Source organism: Verrucomicrobiota bacterium, assembly GCA_039027815.1.
Classification (GTDB): domain Bacteria; phylum Verrucomicrobiota; class Verrucomicrobiia; order Verrucomicrobiales; family JBCCJK01; genus JBCCJK01.
Genome location: JBCCJK010000014.1, coordinates 17,520 through 31,283, shown reverse-complemented (window position 1 = coordinate 31,283; position 13,764 = coordinate 17,520). Strand labels below are relative to the sequence as shown.

Annotated in this window: 18 protein-coding genes; all 18 read left to right on the top strand. The window is 59.4% G+C overall.

The genetic code is table 11. The features are described from left to right. Positions 1-28: 28 nt before the first annotated feature. The 18 genes from AAF555_05715 (at position 29) to AAF555_05630 (ending at position 13,758) form a co-directional block, all read left to right on the top strand. Entirely contained in the window at positions 29-343 is a 315-nt protein-coding gene (locus AAF555_05715; protein ID MEM6911063.1) for a hypothetical protein, read from the top strand. A gap of 187 nt (positions 344-530) precedes the next feature. Next, entirely contained in the window at positions 531-920 is a 390-nt protein-coding gene (locus AAF555_05710; GenBank protein ID MEM6911062.1) for a hypothetical protein, read from the top strand. 154 nt (positions 921-1,074) lie between these two features. Then, positions 1,075-2,148 carry a hypothetical protein gene (locus AAF555_05705; GenBank protein MEM6911061.1) on the top strand — a complete coding sequence of 358 codons (1,074 nt, stop codon included), beginning with the start codon at positions 1,075-1,077 and terminating at the stop codon, positions 2,146-2,148. 74 nt (positions 2,149-2,222) lie between these two features. Further along, a complete protein-coding gene (locus AAF555_05700; protein ID MEM6911060.1) occupies positions 2,223-3,176 on the top strand; it encodes a DUF5309 family protein in 954 nt (317 codons plus the stop codon). Between the two features lie 111 nt (positions 3,177-3,287). Beyond that, on the top strand, positions 3,288-3,641 hold the full coding sequence (locus tag AAF555_05695) for a hypothetical protein (GenBank protein ID MEM6911059.1): 354 nt from the start codon (positions 3,288-3,290) through the stop codon (positions 3,639-3,641). Continuing rightward, a complete protein-coding gene (locus AAF555_05690) occupies positions 3,638-4,639 on the top strand; it encodes a hypothetical protein (protein MEM6911058.1) in 1,002 nt (333 codons plus the stop codon). Before AAF555_05695 ends, AAF555_05690 begins: the two co-directional genes overlap by 4 nt. Before the next feature lie 15 nt (positions 4,640-4,654). Continuing rightward, positions 4,655-4,963, top strand: coding sequence for a hypothetical protein (locus tag AAF555_05685; protein ID MEM6911057.1), 309 nt, complete (start codon positions 4,655-4,657; stop codon positions 4,961-4,963). Then, positions 4,963-5,754, top strand: coding sequence for a hypothetical protein (locus AAF555_05680; GenBank protein MEM6911056.1), 792 nt, complete (start codon positions 4,963-4,965; stop codon positions 5,752-5,754). The genes AAF555_05685 and AAF555_05680 overlap by 1 nt, the downstream gene beginning before the upstream one ends. Beyond that, entirely contained in the window at positions 5,754-6,428 is a 675-nt protein-coding gene (locus tag AAF555_05675; protein ID MEM6911055.1) for a hypothetical protein, read from the top strand. Before AAF555_05680 ends, AAF555_05675 begins: the two co-directional genes overlap by 1 nt. 21 nt (positions 6,429-6,449) lie before the next feature. Beyond that, positions 6,450-7,115 carry a hypothetical protein gene (locus tag AAF555_05670; GenBank protein MEM6911054.1) on the top strand — a complete coding sequence of 222 codons (666 nt, stop codon included), beginning with the start codon at positions 6,450-6,452 and terminating at the stop codon, positions 7,113-7,115. Continuing rightward, the gene (locus tag AAF555_05665) at positions 7,115-7,552 is read left to right on the top strand and encodes a hypothetical protein (protein ID MEM6911053.1); all 438 of its coding nucleotides are present in this window, start codon (positions 7,115-7,117) and stop codon (positions 7,550-7,552) included. Before AAF555_05670 ends, AAF555_05665 begins: the two co-directional genes overlap by 1 nt. Then, positions 7,549-8,169, top strand: a complete 621-nt coding sequence (locus tag AAF555_05660; protein ID MEM6911052.1) for a hypothetical protein — start codon at positions 7,549-7,551, stop codon at positions 8,167-8,169. Before AAF555_05665 ends, AAF555_05660 begins: the two co-directional genes overlap by 4 nt. Then, positions 8,166-8,732, top strand: a complete 567-nt coding sequence (locus tag AAF555_05655; protein ID MEM6911051.1) for a D-Ala-D-Ala carboxypeptidase family metallohydrolase — start codon at positions 8,166-8,168, stop codon at positions 8,730-8,732. The genes AAF555_05660 and AAF555_05655 overlap by 4 nt, the downstream gene beginning before the upstream one ends. Beyond that, on the top strand, positions 8,729-9,073 hold the full coding sequence (locus tag AAF555_05650; GenBank protein MEM6911050.1) for a hypothetical protein: 345 nt from the start codon (positions 8,729-8,731) through the stop codon (positions 9,071-9,073). The genes AAF555_05655 and AAF555_05650 overlap by 4 nt, the downstream gene beginning before the upstream one ends. Positions 9,074-9,185: 112 nt before the next feature. Continuing rightward, a complete protein-coding gene (locus AAF555_05645; protein ID MEM6911049.1) occupies positions 9,186-10,901 on the top strand; it encodes a hypothetical protein in 1,716 nt (571 codons plus the stop codon). Next, positions 10,898-12,208 (top strand): tail fiber protein, encoded by a 1,311-nt coding sequence (locus AAF555_05640; GenBank protein MEM6911048.1) that lies wholly within the window; start codon positions 10,898-10,900, stop codon positions 12,206-12,208. The genes AAF555_05645 and AAF555_05640 overlap by 4 nt, the downstream gene beginning before the upstream one ends. A gap of 15 nt (positions 12,209-12,223) precedes the next feature. Then, entirely contained in the window at positions 12,224-12,991 is a 768-nt protein-coding gene (locus AAF555_05635) for a hypothetical protein (GenBank protein MEM6911047.1), read from the top strand. Further along, positions 12,991-13,758, top strand: a complete 768-nt coding sequence (locus AAF555_05630) for a hypothetical protein (GenBank protein ID MEM6911046.1) — start codon at positions 12,991-12,993, stop codon at positions 13,756-13,758. The genes AAF555_05635 and AAF555_05630 overlap by 1 nt, the downstream gene beginning before the upstream one ends. Positions 13,759-13,764 lie beyond the last annotated feature (6 nt).

Genomic DNA, 13,764 nt, shown 5'->3' with positions numbered 1-13,764 from the left:
AAACAGAAACACGTGATTGAACGACTATATGAAACATTGGTGGAATTGGATTTTTAGCAGTCGTAGGTCGCGGGTTTGCTACTACACGGAGGTGGTTTCTGGCTTGCGGGAGTTGGCGGGGAATGCGGTGGCTTTGCGGCGAGCGCTGGCGGGGAAGCAGGGGACGCCGGAGGTGATGGCGGTGCTGGTGCTGCTGGATCAGGCGCTGGCGGCGGCCACTGCGGATGTGGCTTCGGGGGAGGAGGCAGTGCGCGATGGAGGCAGGCTGGCGGCGCTGCTGGATTTCCAAGCGAGTTTGTTGGCGCAGTTGGCGGTGCCGCGGGCGGGGGAGGGGGAGGAGTGAGTTTGAAAACACCAATCCTCCTTCGGCGATGGAGGTGGCTGTTCTACAGCTCGACGGTTTTTGGCGATTGGACCGTTACGGTGACTCCTGCTCTTTCGTTTTCGTTTGTAGAGGGGTTCCATGTTCGGTTTGAATGGTTGTTTTGGGGCGCTGTGATTTGGCGGGAGCGGCGAAAGGACAAGGAAGAATGAGGGTAGTGCTGTTCCAAGATCGCTTTGCGGAGAAAGTGCGGGCGGGGCGGAAGCTGCAGACGGTCCGGAGAACGCCGAAACGGCAGGTGCGGGTGGGGGATGTTTTGTGCCGGCGGCGGTGGACTGGATTTGCGTATGGCTCCAAGCAGGAGACCCTTGGAACGGCGGTCTGCGAGCGCGTAAGGAAGGTGCGGATTGATCCGGTAAATGGGTGGCTGGAGGTCGATGGCGTGGCGCAGAATTTGTTTGAGCGGAATCGCTTTGCGAAAGCGGATGGGTTTCGGGATTTTGCGGCGATGGTGGGGTGGCTGCGCGAGACGCATGGGGATGGGGTTTTCGAGGGTGTTTGTTGGGAGTGGATGACGGTGGTGCCTCCGACGGCGTAATAAGTTCGGGGAAGTTCGGGGAAGTTCGGGGAAGTTCGGGGAAGTTGACGGGCAGGAGCTTTCCGAGCTGCGGCGGGTGTGGTGAGATTGCTCTTGAATCTTTTGCCGGGGTTGTGCTGTGAGAGCCGCGCTGCGCAGGGGATGCGAGAGAGCGATGGCTACGAAAACAGCAGACGCAGAGGCCGGGACGGCCACGGTGGAGGGGTCCGTAGAGGATGCCCTCTCGGATGAGGTGTGGAACGTTTTAGGCGCGGAGGAGGGTTTCGTCGGTGACGAGGTGCCTGAGGACGAGCCAAGGGCGATTCGCGAGGCGGACGAGCCGGAGGAGGAAACTGATGCGGACGAGGAGGCGACGGAGGACGAGATGTCCGAGGAGGCCACCGAGGACGAGGCGGAGGTGGACGCTGACGAGGAGTCTGCGGCAGACGACAAAAATGAGGAGGAGGATTCCAAGGCGCAGTGGCCCGAGGCGGCCCGCGAACGCATTGGCAAACTCAAACGGCAACGCGATGAGGCCCGGGAGAACAGCGAGACGCTGCAAGGTCGGGTTTCGGAGCTGGAGCAAAATCTGGAGACGCTGCAGAGCCGCGAGACGGTGACGCTGCGCAGCGAACGCAATCCGCTCCTGGAGGTGGCGAGTTCGGAAGAGCTGGCTACGCGCTTGGAGCAGACGGAGGCACACTTGCAATGGGCGCTAGACCATGAGGACGGCGGCGAGGTGCGTCTGGAGGGCGGCGCGGTGCGCGAGTTCACTCCCGAGGAAGTGGCGGCGATCAAGAAGAATGCGGAGGCGGTGCTGAAAATCCATGGCCCGCGGCATGAGAAGTTCCTGGCGGCTCGCGCGCAAGCGCGGGAGGAGGCCAAGGGGATGTATCCAGAGTTGTTTCAAGCGGGGACCGATGCGGCGCAGGCGCGGGAGGCTTTGCAGAAGCAGATGCCGGGCTTGCTGGAGTTGCCGAATTCCGATTTGCTGATTGGTGACCATTTATTGGGTCGGCTGGTGCGGGAGGGGAAGGTGAAAGTCACGGTGGTGGCCCAGAAGGGCAAAGCCGGGGATGCCTCCAAGGTAAAGGCAAAGGTGAAGCGCCCGCGAAGTACGGCTTCGGGCAAGGCGGCACCTGCGCCCAAGAAACCGGATGCGAGCACGGCGGCGATGCGCCGCTTTGAGCAAGATCCGAGCAATACGGATGCCCTGGTCGATGCGTTGGCTGCAGGGGATTTCGTTTAATCATTTAGCAATACAAGACAATGGCTGGAACTTTAGAGAAAGATAATATCGTCAAGCACAAGAGCTTGTCGGAGATGATCGTTTTGATCGATACGGCAAAGACGCCGATGGCGTCGATGTTGAAGAAAGTGAATGGGCTGGATCAACTGGAGCACAGTTGGACGGCCGACGAATACGATGCGCCGAATCTGACGGCCACGGTGGACGGTGCGGATGTGGGCGCGAGCGACCACGAGGATGCGCAGGCGAATCGCGGCGAGCTGAAGGGGCGCTGCCACTACCACAGCCGGGTGCCGAAGGTCTCGACCCTTACGGAAAGCACTTCGACGGGCGGCACGCCTGCCGGTCGGGCGATGGCGCAGGCCATTGCCAAGAAGATGAAGGAGCTGAAGCGAGACATGGAGTCCGTGATTGGCTCTTCGCAGGAGAGCGCGGCCGATGACGGCAACGATGGCAATGCCACTCGGGGTCTCGGCGCATGGCTTCAGACGGGTGCGCAGACGCACTTGCCGGTGCCTGCGGCGTTTCGTCCTTCGGCGGGTCATATCGATGCCACGCCCATGGCTTCCTTCAACGAGGAAACCTTGGACGGCGTGCTCCAGACGATCTGGAATGTGCGGGATTCGGCAGAGTCGTATCACCTGTTCTGCGGGGGGGTACTGAAGCGCACGATCTCAAATCTGAGTCGGGCGGACAGCATTACCGGTTCGGCGGTGCTGGCGCGAACCTTCGACGGTGCGGTCAACAAGCTCGAAACGAAGGTGGATATTTACCAGTCCGATTTCGGCATTCTGAATCTCCACTTAGACCGCCACTTGGGCGAGGACGAGACTACGGACAAGGTTATTCGCATGGCTCGCCGGGGGTATCTCGTGGATCTGGACCTGGTGGAGCTGAAATACAACATTCCGCTCCGCTCGAGGGATCTTCCGGACACGGGCGGTGGCCCGCGCAAGAAGCTGGAACAATGCTTTATGCTCTGCGTGGGAGATCCGCGCGGGCTCGGAAAATTTGCCGCTACGGCATAAGGCTTTCCGCCCGGAGATAGCAAGGCCGGGCGGGGTGTTGAAGAACGAACATGCAAGTGCGGGCGGGGGCAGTCTCCATGACTCCCCCGCCCAATCCCCCCCTAAATTATAATGGAAAACTGGACTGAAGAGCGCATGACGGAGGAGGTGGGACGCCTCTTCCAAGACGAGCACGATGCCAAGGTGGCCTTGGAGCGGGCGACGCAGGAGCGTCTGGCTGAGAGTGTGAAGCGTTTGGGCGCTTGCAAGTTGGTCGATGGACTGGGGCAGAAGCTCGGGAGTGTGGACGAATCGTCCTATCACTACTGGGGCCAGCGGCTGGGCTATAGCTGCTGGAAGGACAAGCGCTTTGTGCGCGAGTATTTCAAGGAGAATCCGGCGGGCGTGCCGGAGACGGTGTTGGCGACGAAGATCATTGTTCCGGATTCGGCGAAGTTTGAACGCAAGGAGGGATTGGCGGCGTGAGTGTGGCGATCCAAGAGACGCTGGGGCCGATTACGGCAGACGGCAGCTATGCTTTCTCCGAAGGCGGTGGCATGGTAGGGCATTCGTATGCGATTGGGTTCGCGGGGGTGTTTGGCGGTGCGACGGCGACGATTGAATATGAATGGGAGGGATCGTGGTATCCCTATAGCGATGGGGCCTATACGGCGGCCGATCAAGATTTGATGCCCGCGCTGGGTGCGCTGCGGGTGACGGTGACGAATGCGACGGCGGCGACGAACCTTTCGGTGCATGGCACGAGGATCGAGACGACGCGGGCGGTGAGTTACCGGGAGCTGCCTTTCAAGCGCGTTCTGCACGGGGTGGCGAATCTACTTGGCATTGATGCCACGAGTGGACGCTTGACCACGGCCCACGCAGAAGCGCTCAATACTTACATTAATGATGCAATGCGCCGGGCGTGGCGCTTTGCGGCTTGGAGAGAGCTGCAGGAGCTGGAGTGGCTGACGGTGCGTCCGGGCAATCTCATTCCGTGGAGCGCGGGGTTGACGCGGCAGATGGGGGATATTTGGAGGGTTTCCAAGCGCGATCCGCTGCGCTCGGATTGGGCGGAGGAGGTGAATTACCGCGTCTTCGGCCAAGGGATTCTCCTGCAAGGCAGCGGGCTGCCTGCGCAAGTGTGGGTGTTGTACACGCCTGCGGCTCCGGAGTTCACCACGGTGGAGTGGGAGACCGGTATCACTTATACTGCTGGGGAGTCGGTTTATGATCCGACGAGCGGCAATGTCTACCAGGCGCTGGTGGACAATACGAGCCAAGCGGTGACGAATGCGGGCGCGTGGCAGCCTGTGAGTTTCCCTGCCTTCCTGCTGGAGCCGGTGAAGATGGGAGCTTTTCAGTTGGCGCTGACGGAGGAGGGGCAGGCGAGTAGCGCCCGGCTTCCGGCGGCGGATATGGAGGACATGCTGCAGACGCTGTGGGCGCAGGAGGAGCTACGGAACTACGGGCGGGCAGCTTAAATTACACAGGGAATTATGACGACAGACTTTCAGGAGATCACAGGAATAACGGGGGATGGAAATTATGAGTTCTCCAACGTAAGCAACCAAGCAGGCGGGCTTTTGTTGTTGGGTATCCAAGGGGTTCCGGACGGGGCGACCCTGCAGTTGGAATACAGCGTGGACAATGGTTCGACGTGGTATCCCTACAGTGGGGGAATTTACACAGACACTTACACGGGGCGCTTTGAAAGTTTGGGGATGAATCGGGTGGTGGTCTCCAGCGCTGGTGCCTCGACGAATATCACGCTTCAGCTCCGGAGGATTTATACCCATCTTATCTGATGCCGCTGGTCCGACAGATTCCCGATTTAGCGAACGCGGAGGCTTCGGCTGCGGCGACGGAGGCGGAGCAAGCGCTAGCGAGTAGTCAAGCTGTCTTGGCAGATGTGCAGGCTGCGCAAGCGGCCGCAGAGAGTGCGCGGGTGGCAGCGGAAGCAGCAAGCGCGACGGCCACAGAAGCTTTATCAGAGTTGCAACTTTCCGCCCGATTGGATGCGGCGGAGGCACAGATAGCAGCTTTGACGGTGCCGACTCCAATTGCAGCGTTTGTTTTTGAGGTGCCGCGATACCTGGACACCGATGGAAATTTGAGCGCCGCGGCACAACCTGTCACCGATATTTGGCTGAAGGGAAGCATTCCGGCCAACCAGCAAGGGCAAGTGCAAATCAATGACGCTGATGTTCTCTATTGGCTGGACACGGTGAATATAGGATCACAATCGACGTCTCCTCCCAAAAATCAGCATTTGGCCGAGACGGCAGTTTACTATGTGTCGGGCGAGGCTGGAGACAAAACTCTCAAGCCATTTTTGAGGCGAGGCGAAACCGCGCCATTTAATGGCGCTAATTCGATTTATGAGCATGCCGGCAATCCTGGCGCGCTGCGAGCGGCCAGTGCGATCGCGGTCTTCATTGACACCAGCTCCTGGCCAACCTTTGATTCAAAGCAGGTAGTCTGGAATATTCTGTATCACGTCAATGGAGAACACGAGGCGCGTCCAGGTGGATCTGATCCGCGCTGGCGTGTGGTGGAGCCAAAATGGATTAACCAGCATCCGGAGTGGGTAGAGTGATGAAAAAATTTTGCATTGGTCTGATATTGTTTCTTTCTGTTGCCGTGTTTGCTGAGCCAACCGCGGTCATGGTGGATTCTGATGGCTCTATTTTGGAGCCAGCAAACTTTCTTGGTGGCTTGGGGCTAGAGCCCGAACGGGATCGAACTGTAGCAGTCTTTGCTCTGGCATTCCCGCACCAGTTGGACACCGACGGAGATGGAGCAATGGATGATGGGCCCGCCACTGATTTTGAACTGAAGGGTTTGTGGATGGAAGAGGGCCCAGCCAGCTTGAACGCGGAAAGGGTGGCTGACTATTGGCTGTACACGCCAGACATAACTCCGACTCCTATTGGAGTGCCCGATCGAAATGGAGGTTTGCAAAATACCGCGATCTACTATGTGCGGCCAGGATCTGGGGCTTTTGCAAAACAAATATTCAAATTCCTGGGCAAAGATTCCAGCGCGGCGTCCAGTTTGAGCCTGAGCGCAGAAGCAGCGCAACACGAAATTACGTCGCTGTTGGTCTTCATTGAAACAGATAACACCGACTTCGAAAGGGGCGTGGAATTGGTGTGGATGATGCGCTGGTGGTCTTCCACTTCGCCCGCTTTCACCCGGACAGGGGCACCGAAATGGATTTTTGTGCAGCCTACGGCGTGGATAGCTGATTTTCCTGTATGGCTTGAATAGAAATCCAAAACCAACAAAAAAATGAAACTACTACAACTAATTGCAATTCTAATTGTAAGCGCCGTTGGCGCACTAGCCCAAGATACGTTCGATTCAGATCGCGCTCTAATCGAAGACATGCCCAATTTTCAAAAGCTAAAACAAGGCGACATTACGCAAGCTGTGGTGGATCGAGCGGCCGAGATTTACGCTTATACTCCCTACGACGAAGCGACCGTCACTCAGCGGAGAATTGTTGTTTTGGGGGCCCTCAACGCCGAATGGGCTAACTGGGCCGGCAAGCAGCCGCTGACAGTTTTCAAGGATTATTTCCCAAAGTATGCGCCTCATTATTATAGGTATTTTGGAGGCACGGCTGAAGAGCTGAAAGAGTTCATTGGCCAAACGCCCGATGGGCTAGAACCCATGAATGACCGATTTGTGGTGTCACTAGTGGCTTCCCAATTCAAAGGGCTCTACAAAGAAACAGTGGAGGCCTATGCAGACCGCGGCTTTGGATTTAAGGGGTGGCGTAAATTGGCCCTGCGGTATGAGCAAGATTTAGATACTCCAGAAGAGAGGTTTGCGTTTTGGGAGAAGATTGCAAACGGCCTGACCGCGGTGCAGGGCCGGAACAAGGCCCAGGACGACTGGTTGACCACCGTCATTGGCAACGGGGTCACGGACAAAGCGTTTCAGGACAACTGATGAAACCTCTTTTTTATCTCGGAGTTGTTCTGGCTGCTGTTTCTCTGGCTTGGAGCCAGGAGATAGAAGATGCCGAAGCAGAACCACTTACCCAAGAGCAAAAGCAGTTCAATCTGGAAAAGCGGCTTCATTTGCTGGCGATTCTTGGGAAGATTGGGCAGCTCGAGAAGGTTCAGACGATCTCGGTAAAGAACAAGAGCAAAAAGGCTGGGGCGAAGGCCGCCAAGTTGCGCACTCAAGAGAATGGGGGCTTGCAAGATAGGGCAATTTGGTTGCTAGCTCTTTCGGATCAAAGTTTGCGAAGTTTGCGTGAGTTTGAGCTTTTGGTTCATCCTCAGTCGGCCTGGGGTTCGGAAATGCGAAGAGCCCGGGAAGGCGGTGATGTGCAAAAGGAGGCGGCTCTGCTGGCAGCGTGGGAGGAGCAGCGAGGACCATGACAGACAGCCTGCGGAATACCGAGGTGATTTTTGCTTCAGGCTTTACGGAGAAGCCTCATCTTCGCTGGAGTGGAATTGGGCAGCTCCATGTGGATCTCGAGCCTGTGATGGCGGCGTCGCCCGGAGTGCGGGTGCGGCTGCCGCAGCTTTGGAAGAGTTCGGCGAAGGAGCTAGCGCGGAAATTGCACACGTTTCGGCCCCATATTGGGCAAGTGTTTTTGGTTTGCCATTCGTGGGGGCTGGGAAATTTCGGGCGGACGTTTTGCGAGGAGTTACGTAAACTTTTTGGCTACACGGTTCGGGTGGTGATCGTGGCAGCAGATGGGGTGTGGCGCAACCGCCTGCTGCCTACGTGGCTGCCTGTGAACGCTTCAACGCTGTTCTCGAAACGAGTATCGATCAAGCTGCCTGACAATGTGGACAGGGTTGTGCAGTTCCGCCAGAGGGAGGGGATTCCTTATGGCTCGCCCATCAAAATTGAGAGCCACCCTAGCGGAACGCGCATTGAGTATGTTGAGGTGGAGGGGGTGAAACATACCGCCATGGATGAGACGGTGGAATTCCGGGAGCGGGTGCTGGAGGAATGGAAAAACTTTATAGGAGGGGAAACTGAATGAGGGGCTTTTGGCAGCAATTTCTCTATCAGCGTGGTTTTTTTCAGCCTTCCGAGCAACCCACACAGTCACCTGCTGTCGCGGCTCCTGTGCCGGAGGCGGTTGTCTATCCTGCTCCTGCCTCCGAGGCGCAAGAGCCGAAGGATTTTGCGGAGTGGTTTGACGCTCAACCGGATCTGCCAAATTTTTCTTCCGAGGAGGTGCTGCGCGTCCTTAGCAACAAGCGCAAGGGGGCGCAAAACGAGGTGCCGCCGCGGGCGCTGTGGGAGAATCTGGCGGGGGCGATGCGTGTGTGGCAGGAGGTGCGGACGCGGACGGGTAAGGCTGTCCTGCTCAACTCCACCTACCGTAGTCCTCGCTACAATGCAGTGGTTGGCGGGGCGCAACACTCACTCCATTTGCAGGCCAAGGCGGTGGATGCTCGCGTGGCTGGCCTGTCTCCGCGTGAGGTTTTTGGCGTGCTGATGGAGTTGCGCGAGGGGGGATTTTTCCGAGGCGGGATCGGGCAATACAGCTCGTTCTGCCATGCGGATATTCGAGGATCGAACGCGACCTGGACAGGATGACACTACCTAAAATTTCCGCAGAGAACATTGTGACAATTGACCGCGCGGCGCGATGGCTTTCGCCAGTGCTCATTGCGGTCATAGGTTTTTTCCTCGTGGGTTATTACAACCGCGCGGAGACGCGACACGAAAAGCTTCTCAGCCGCATGGAATCGGTTGTATCAAGCGTCCACACGGTGGAGCTTCGCTTGGAGCGTATTGACGTGCTGGCGCGGGATGTGGGCCGGTCTGAGGCGATGGGCGTCGAAAACCGGCAGCGGATCATCGAGGTGGAGAAGCGAGTGGAACGGATCGACCTCGAAGGCTCGCTGCGCTGGCGCGGGAAGGAGGAGCCGGAATGAGTGTGGAAGTGCAGACGGAAACCAAGGTCCGAGTCTCCCGCGTGGCGGTGGTGGCGGGCTGTGTGGTGGTGCTAGGTGTTTTGGCGGCGGCTCTGGTCAGGAGGGGGCGCGGATGAATCGTTACCGCAACCATTCGGAAGGCGCGAATGATCCTCTGACTCCAGAGGTAGATAGCGGCTTTGTGGGGGTGAATACGAAGCTCGATCCTGGCATGCTGCGCACGTCCTATCTCTACCGAGATGTGAATGAGCAGGCGTTGGCTCCTGGCTTGCTTTCGTATGCGCAGAATCTGAGGCTGGAATCGGGAGCGGCGGCGACGCGGCGGGGTTCGGCGACGCATGGAAATTTTAATCCGGCGGGAATGGCGGGGCAGACGATTTACGGGGAGGGGATTTTCAGTGATCCGAATGGGCAGGAGTGGCTGCTAGTGGCGGTGGCGGATCGGGTTTATCAATTGGCGGATCAGCGTTTCCCGAAGGAGGTTTCTTTGCCTGCGGGGGTGACGCTTGAGGAGGAGGTGTTTTTGGTGCAGGCGTTTGATACGGTGCTGCTGTTCCGCGGCGAGGCGCTGGCTCCTTTGGAATGGGATGGCACGGTGGGCGGTGAATTCGAGGTGGTGAATCAGACAGACCCGGGGGATGGGACGGAGGCGATTCCTTCGGCGTCCCGCGCGGTGGTGATGGCGAATCGGTTGTTCATCCAACAGGGGCGGGATGGAATCATCTTTTCCGATGTGCTGGACTATACGCGCTACCTGCCGCTGGCGAATGAGTGGCGGCTGAATGATGGGAGTGATGATTCGATTGTGGCGCTGCTGCCGTGGCGACGGAACAATTTGCTGGTCTTCAAGGACCAGTCGGTGCATGTGATTTCGGGGGTGTCGGGAGATTTGTCCGGGGCGCAGGCGGAGATTGTTTCTCGCTCGCTGGGGTGTGTGGCGGCGAATACGGCGGTGAATGTGGGGGGGGATGTGTATTTCTTGGCAAGTGATGGGGTGTATGCGGTTTCCGAGGTGCTGGAGAATTCGGTGCAGGGGGCTCCGGTGGCGTTGTCTGATCCGATGGAGGCGGTGATGCGCCGGGTGAATTGGGTGCGGGCGGATCGCTGCTCGGCGATGGTGCTGGGCAAGTATTATCGGCTGGCGGTGCCGCTGGATGGGGCGCTGGAGCCGAATGCGGTGCTGGTCTACGATTTGGAGACGCGGCAGTGGCAGGGGGTGGATGTGTTTCCGGCGGAGGATCGGGTGCAGCGCCTGCTGGCGACGGATTACTACGGGCAGCGTCGCGCCTTTGCGATTGATCGGACGAATGGTCGGGTGGTGACGCTGGATTGGGGGCGTTCGGATGTGCGGGGGTCTTCGGAGTCTGAAATTGCGTGTCTGGCTCGGACGCGAGGCTACACGCTGGGGACGCAGGAGGATAAGCTCTTCCGCTCGCTGCTGGTGAGTATGTCTACGTGGCGGCCGAGCTACACGGTGAAGTTTCTGACGGATGGGGTGGCGGAGGTGGTGACTCTGGTGTCTGACAAGACGCGGGATCGCACGCGCTACCTGGCGCATGGCAAGGGGCTGTGGCAGGTGAATAATGCGAATGACGATTACGGTGCTCCGGGCCGGGAGGATTATCACTTGCTGGCCGCGGAAGCTGGCTTTGAGGCGCACGAGGGTGTGGTGGCGTTTCTGCCGCAGGAGACGACGGAGGGTTTTGCTCTCCGTGCGGTGGGTCGGTGGGTGGCTATCGAGGTGAGTAGCCAGCAGGGCCATGTGGGTTTGCGGGCGGTGTCAGTGGATGGCAGGCCACGCAGAAATCAACGGAGGATTGCAGGATGAGCACGGGAGGAATCACAATTACGCCAGGCAAGGTCTGGACCGAGGATGAGTCAATTACGAATTCCAAGCTGGCGGAGACGAGCCAGCCGACGGGGCGCTTGGATGAGGCGAGCGTGGGATCGCGAGAGCTGATTGCGGAGGATGTGGAGGCGCTGGCGGCGAATGTGGCGGCGGGGCAGAATCTGTTCCGCAATGGGGGCTTACTGCTTTCGACGTGGCAGACGCTGGATGGGGCGGGGGTTTCGTGTCCGGATGGGGTGCGGACGTTCCCGCTTTTGGAGTGGTTTGCGCGTCCTACGGGGGCGGCGGCTACGGCGGTCTATAATGCTTCCGATGTGGGGGGGACGCTGGGCTATCAGTCTCTGCAGGTGTCCGGCAATACAGGCCTGACGACGCTGGAGGTGGGGCAGTATGTGCCGCCGGAGTTGGCGAAGCCTTTGGCGACGGGTTCGTTTACAGTGAGTTTTTTCTTTAAGAACAATTCGGGGACTTCGATGACGCCTCGCTTGCTGCTGCGCAAGAGCAATACGGCGGGGGATGAGGAGGATGTGTCGGAGGTGCTGTCTGAGGATTTGGTGGGGCAGGACAATGCGACGTGGCTGCGGCAGGTCTATACGGTGGATCCGACGGGGCTGGGCTTAGACGCGGGCTTCGAGCTGGTGGTGCAGGTGTCCGGCGGGCTGTTGGCGGCGGTCAGTAAGAGCATTCTGCTGGCGGAGCCGCAACTGGAGCGGACGACGCAGGTGACACCGTGGAAGGCTCCAGCGGGGGCGGAGCTGTGGCTGGCGGGGTTGGCGGCTTTACCGGCGGGCTCGGTCATGCCTTTTGCGGGGACAACGCTTCCGAGAAATTTTCTCTGGGCGGCGGGGCAGGCGGTGAGTCGCACGACGTATGCGGCGCTGTTTGCTGCCTTGGGCACGACTTACGGTGCGGGGGATGGTTCGACGACGTTCAATCTGCCGGATCTGCGTGGCCGCGTGGCGGCCGGGAAGGATGATATGGGCGGTAGTGCTGCGAGTCGCTTGACGAGTGGCGGTGCAGGTGGCATCGATGGGGCGATTTTGGGCACGGGTGGTGGTGGCCAGCAGCATGTGCTGACCAGTGCGCAGATGCCGTCACATACGCACGCGGGTATTGTGCGGGAGGGGTCATTTGTGGGGTGGAAAGCGGATGGGAATACGAGCGGGGTGACTTGGTATGCGCCCAGTCCAAATCCTGCAAGTGCTTCTACGAACGCTGCGGGCGGCAATCAGCCGCACAATATTGTGCAGCCTACTTTGGTGTTGAATTATATTATTCATATTTAGAGAGGAGCGATAAAGATGTTTGGACTTTTTGGGAAGAGTGATCCGCCGAAGCCGGATCTAGAGAAGTCGGCGGCGGAGTTGCAGGCGGTGGCTCCGGGGTTGAATGTTCTCCTAAACCAGCTCAACCGAGATACGGCGGTGCGGGATGCGCAAACGAGTGGCCAGGTGGCTCGCTCCGAGTTGGGCCTTTTGCGAGAATTGGGGCCGCGCTATGCGGCGGGGCTGCGGCAGACGCCGGAGATCGATGCGGCGACTGACCGGTTGTTGGGGCGTGCCGCGGATAGCACGAGTGAGCTGGGCTCGGCGCTGAATGCGTTGGCGTTGGAGGAGTTGTCTGCGGGGGGGGCGCTTTCCGGTGCGGAGCGGCGTGAGGTGGATCAAGCGAGCCGGGCGGGGGCTTCGGCGCGGGGGCTGGCGGTGGCTCCTTCTAGTCTGATTGAGGAAATTTTGAATCGCGGGCAGGCGAGCCGGGAGCGCTTGGCGGGGCGGCAGCAGTTTGCGACGGCGGTGGAGGGGCAGAATCAGAATCGCACGGCGCTGGATGATTCGGCGAACCGCGGGATCTTTTCGCTGGTCTCGAACTTCTACGATCCGCAGGCGCGGGTGTTTGCCAATCCTTCGCGGAGGACGGAGCCGGTCAATCTTTCGCAGTTGTTGGGGTTGGCGAGTGATCGGGATCAGTTTAGCCGGAATCAGCAATTTTCTGCGGATAGCCAAAGCGCCAACAATGCGGCGGGGCTGCTGGGTGGGGGTATTTCACTTCTTGGAGGGATCTTTTCGTGATGATTGAGAATCGAAGCGGTCAAATTCTAGGCAATGCCTTGGCAAACCTGGGGGGGCAAATTAAGCAGGGGAGGGATGAGCGGGCGGCGAAGCGGGAGGAAAGGGAGGAGCTGTTGGCGTCTTTGGAGGAGCTGGCGGAAGGTGATTCGGAGACGCTGGCGAAGGCGGAGGGGATGAGTATTGGTGCACTGCGTGGGCTGGCGGGCCAGAAGCTGGCGGAGGCGGGAATGATGCGTAAGCAGGAGATGGCTTTGATGGAGGATGCCTTGATGCGCGGTCGGGCGAGCCATTCGGCGGGCTTGCAGCGGGCGGGGGCGGAGCATCGCGCGGCGCTGAGTGCGCGGGAGCTTGACAGACGCCAGGAGGCGGCGCGGGCGAGTGAGCTGGAGGGCTTGCTGGGGCAAGCGGAGGTGCTGGGTCTGCCGGCGGAGCGGCTGGCGGCGGTGGAGGGCAATCCGGCGGCGCTGGAGGCGACGCTGCGGCTGTTTGGGGAGGAACAGACGACGGCGGCACGGGCGCAGGAGCGGCTGGCGGATACGGCGAAGGCTTCGCAGCGGCTGGTGTCGGAGAATCGCGGGCTGCTGGAGGCGATGAATGCGTATTTAGAGCCTAGCGAGGTGGAGCGGTATCAAAGCGTGGCGAATGATCCGGTGGCTTCGGGGGCGATGCTGGAGATGCTGCTGCCGGTTGTGAGGGAACGCCAGAAGGCGGCGGTGAAGGCGGATGAGCAGGCGGCTGGGAATGATCCGCTGGGAATTTTGGAATAATGCGCG

Coding starts and splice junctions, on each gene's coding strand:
- AAF555_05630 (MEM6911046.1), top strand. CDS start 12,991: ATGATTGAGAATCGAAGCGGTCAAATTCTAGGCAATGCCTTGGCAAAC.
- AAF555_05665 (MEM6911053.1), top strand. CDS start 7,115: ATGAAACCTCTTTTTTATCTCGGAGTTGTTCTGGCTGCTGTTTCTCTG.
- AAF555_05695 (MEM6911059.1), top strand. CDS start 3,288: ATGGAAAACTGGACTGAAGAGCGCATGACGGAGGAGGTGGGACGCCTC.
- AAF555_05705 (MEM6911061.1), top strand. CDS start 1,075: ATGGCTACGAAAACAGCAGACGCAGAGGCCGGGACGGCCACGGTGGAG.
- AAF555_05680 (MEM6911056.1), top strand. CDS start 4,963: ATGCCGCTGGTCCGACAGATTCCCGATTTAGCGAACGCGGAGGCTTCG.
- AAF555_05650 (MEM6911050.1), top strand. CDS start 8,729: ATGACACTACCTAAAATTTCCGCAGAGAACATTGTGACAATTGACCGC.
- AAF555_05675 (MEM6911055.1), top strand. CDS start 5,754: ATGAAAAAATTTTGCATTGGTCTGATATTGTTTCTTTCTGTTGCCGTG.
- AAF555_05635 (MEM6911047.1), top strand. CDS start 12,224: ATGTTTGGACTTTTTGGGAAGAGTGATCCGCCGAAGCCGGATCTAGAG.
- AAF555_05670 (MEM6911054.1), top strand. CDS start 6,450: ATGAAACTACTACAACTAATTGCAATTCTAATTGTAAGCGCCGTTGGC.
- AAF555_05715 (MEM6911063.1), top strand. CDS start 29: ATGAAACATTGGTGGAATTGGATTTTTAGCAGTCGTAGGTCGCGGGTT.
- AAF555_05660 (MEM6911052.1), top strand. CDS start 7,549: ATGACAGACAGCCTGCGGAATACCGAGGTGATTTTTGCTTCAGGCTTT.
- AAF555_05710 (MEM6911062.1), top strand. CDS start 531: ATGAGGGTAGTGCTGTTCCAAGATCGCTTTGCGGAGAAAGTGCGGGCG.
- AAF555_05685 (MEM6911057.1), top strand. CDS start 4,655: ATGACGACAGACTTTCAGGAGATCACAGGAATAACGGGGGATGGAAAT.
- AAF555_05655 (MEM6911051.1), top strand. CDS start 8,166: ATGAGGGGCTTTTGGCAGCAATTTCTCTATCAGCGTGGTTTTTTTCAG.
- AAF555_05640 (MEM6911048.1), top strand. CDS start 10,898: ATGAGCACGGGAGGAATCACAATTACGCCAGGCAAGGTCTGGACCGAG.
- AAF555_05700 (MEM6911060.1), top strand. CDS start 2,223: ATGATCGTTTTGATCGATACGGCAAAGACGCCGATGGCGTCGATGTTG.
- AAF555_05645 (MEM6911049.1), top strand. CDS start 9,186: ATGAATCGTTACCGCAACCATTCGGAAGGCGCGAATGATCCTCTGACT.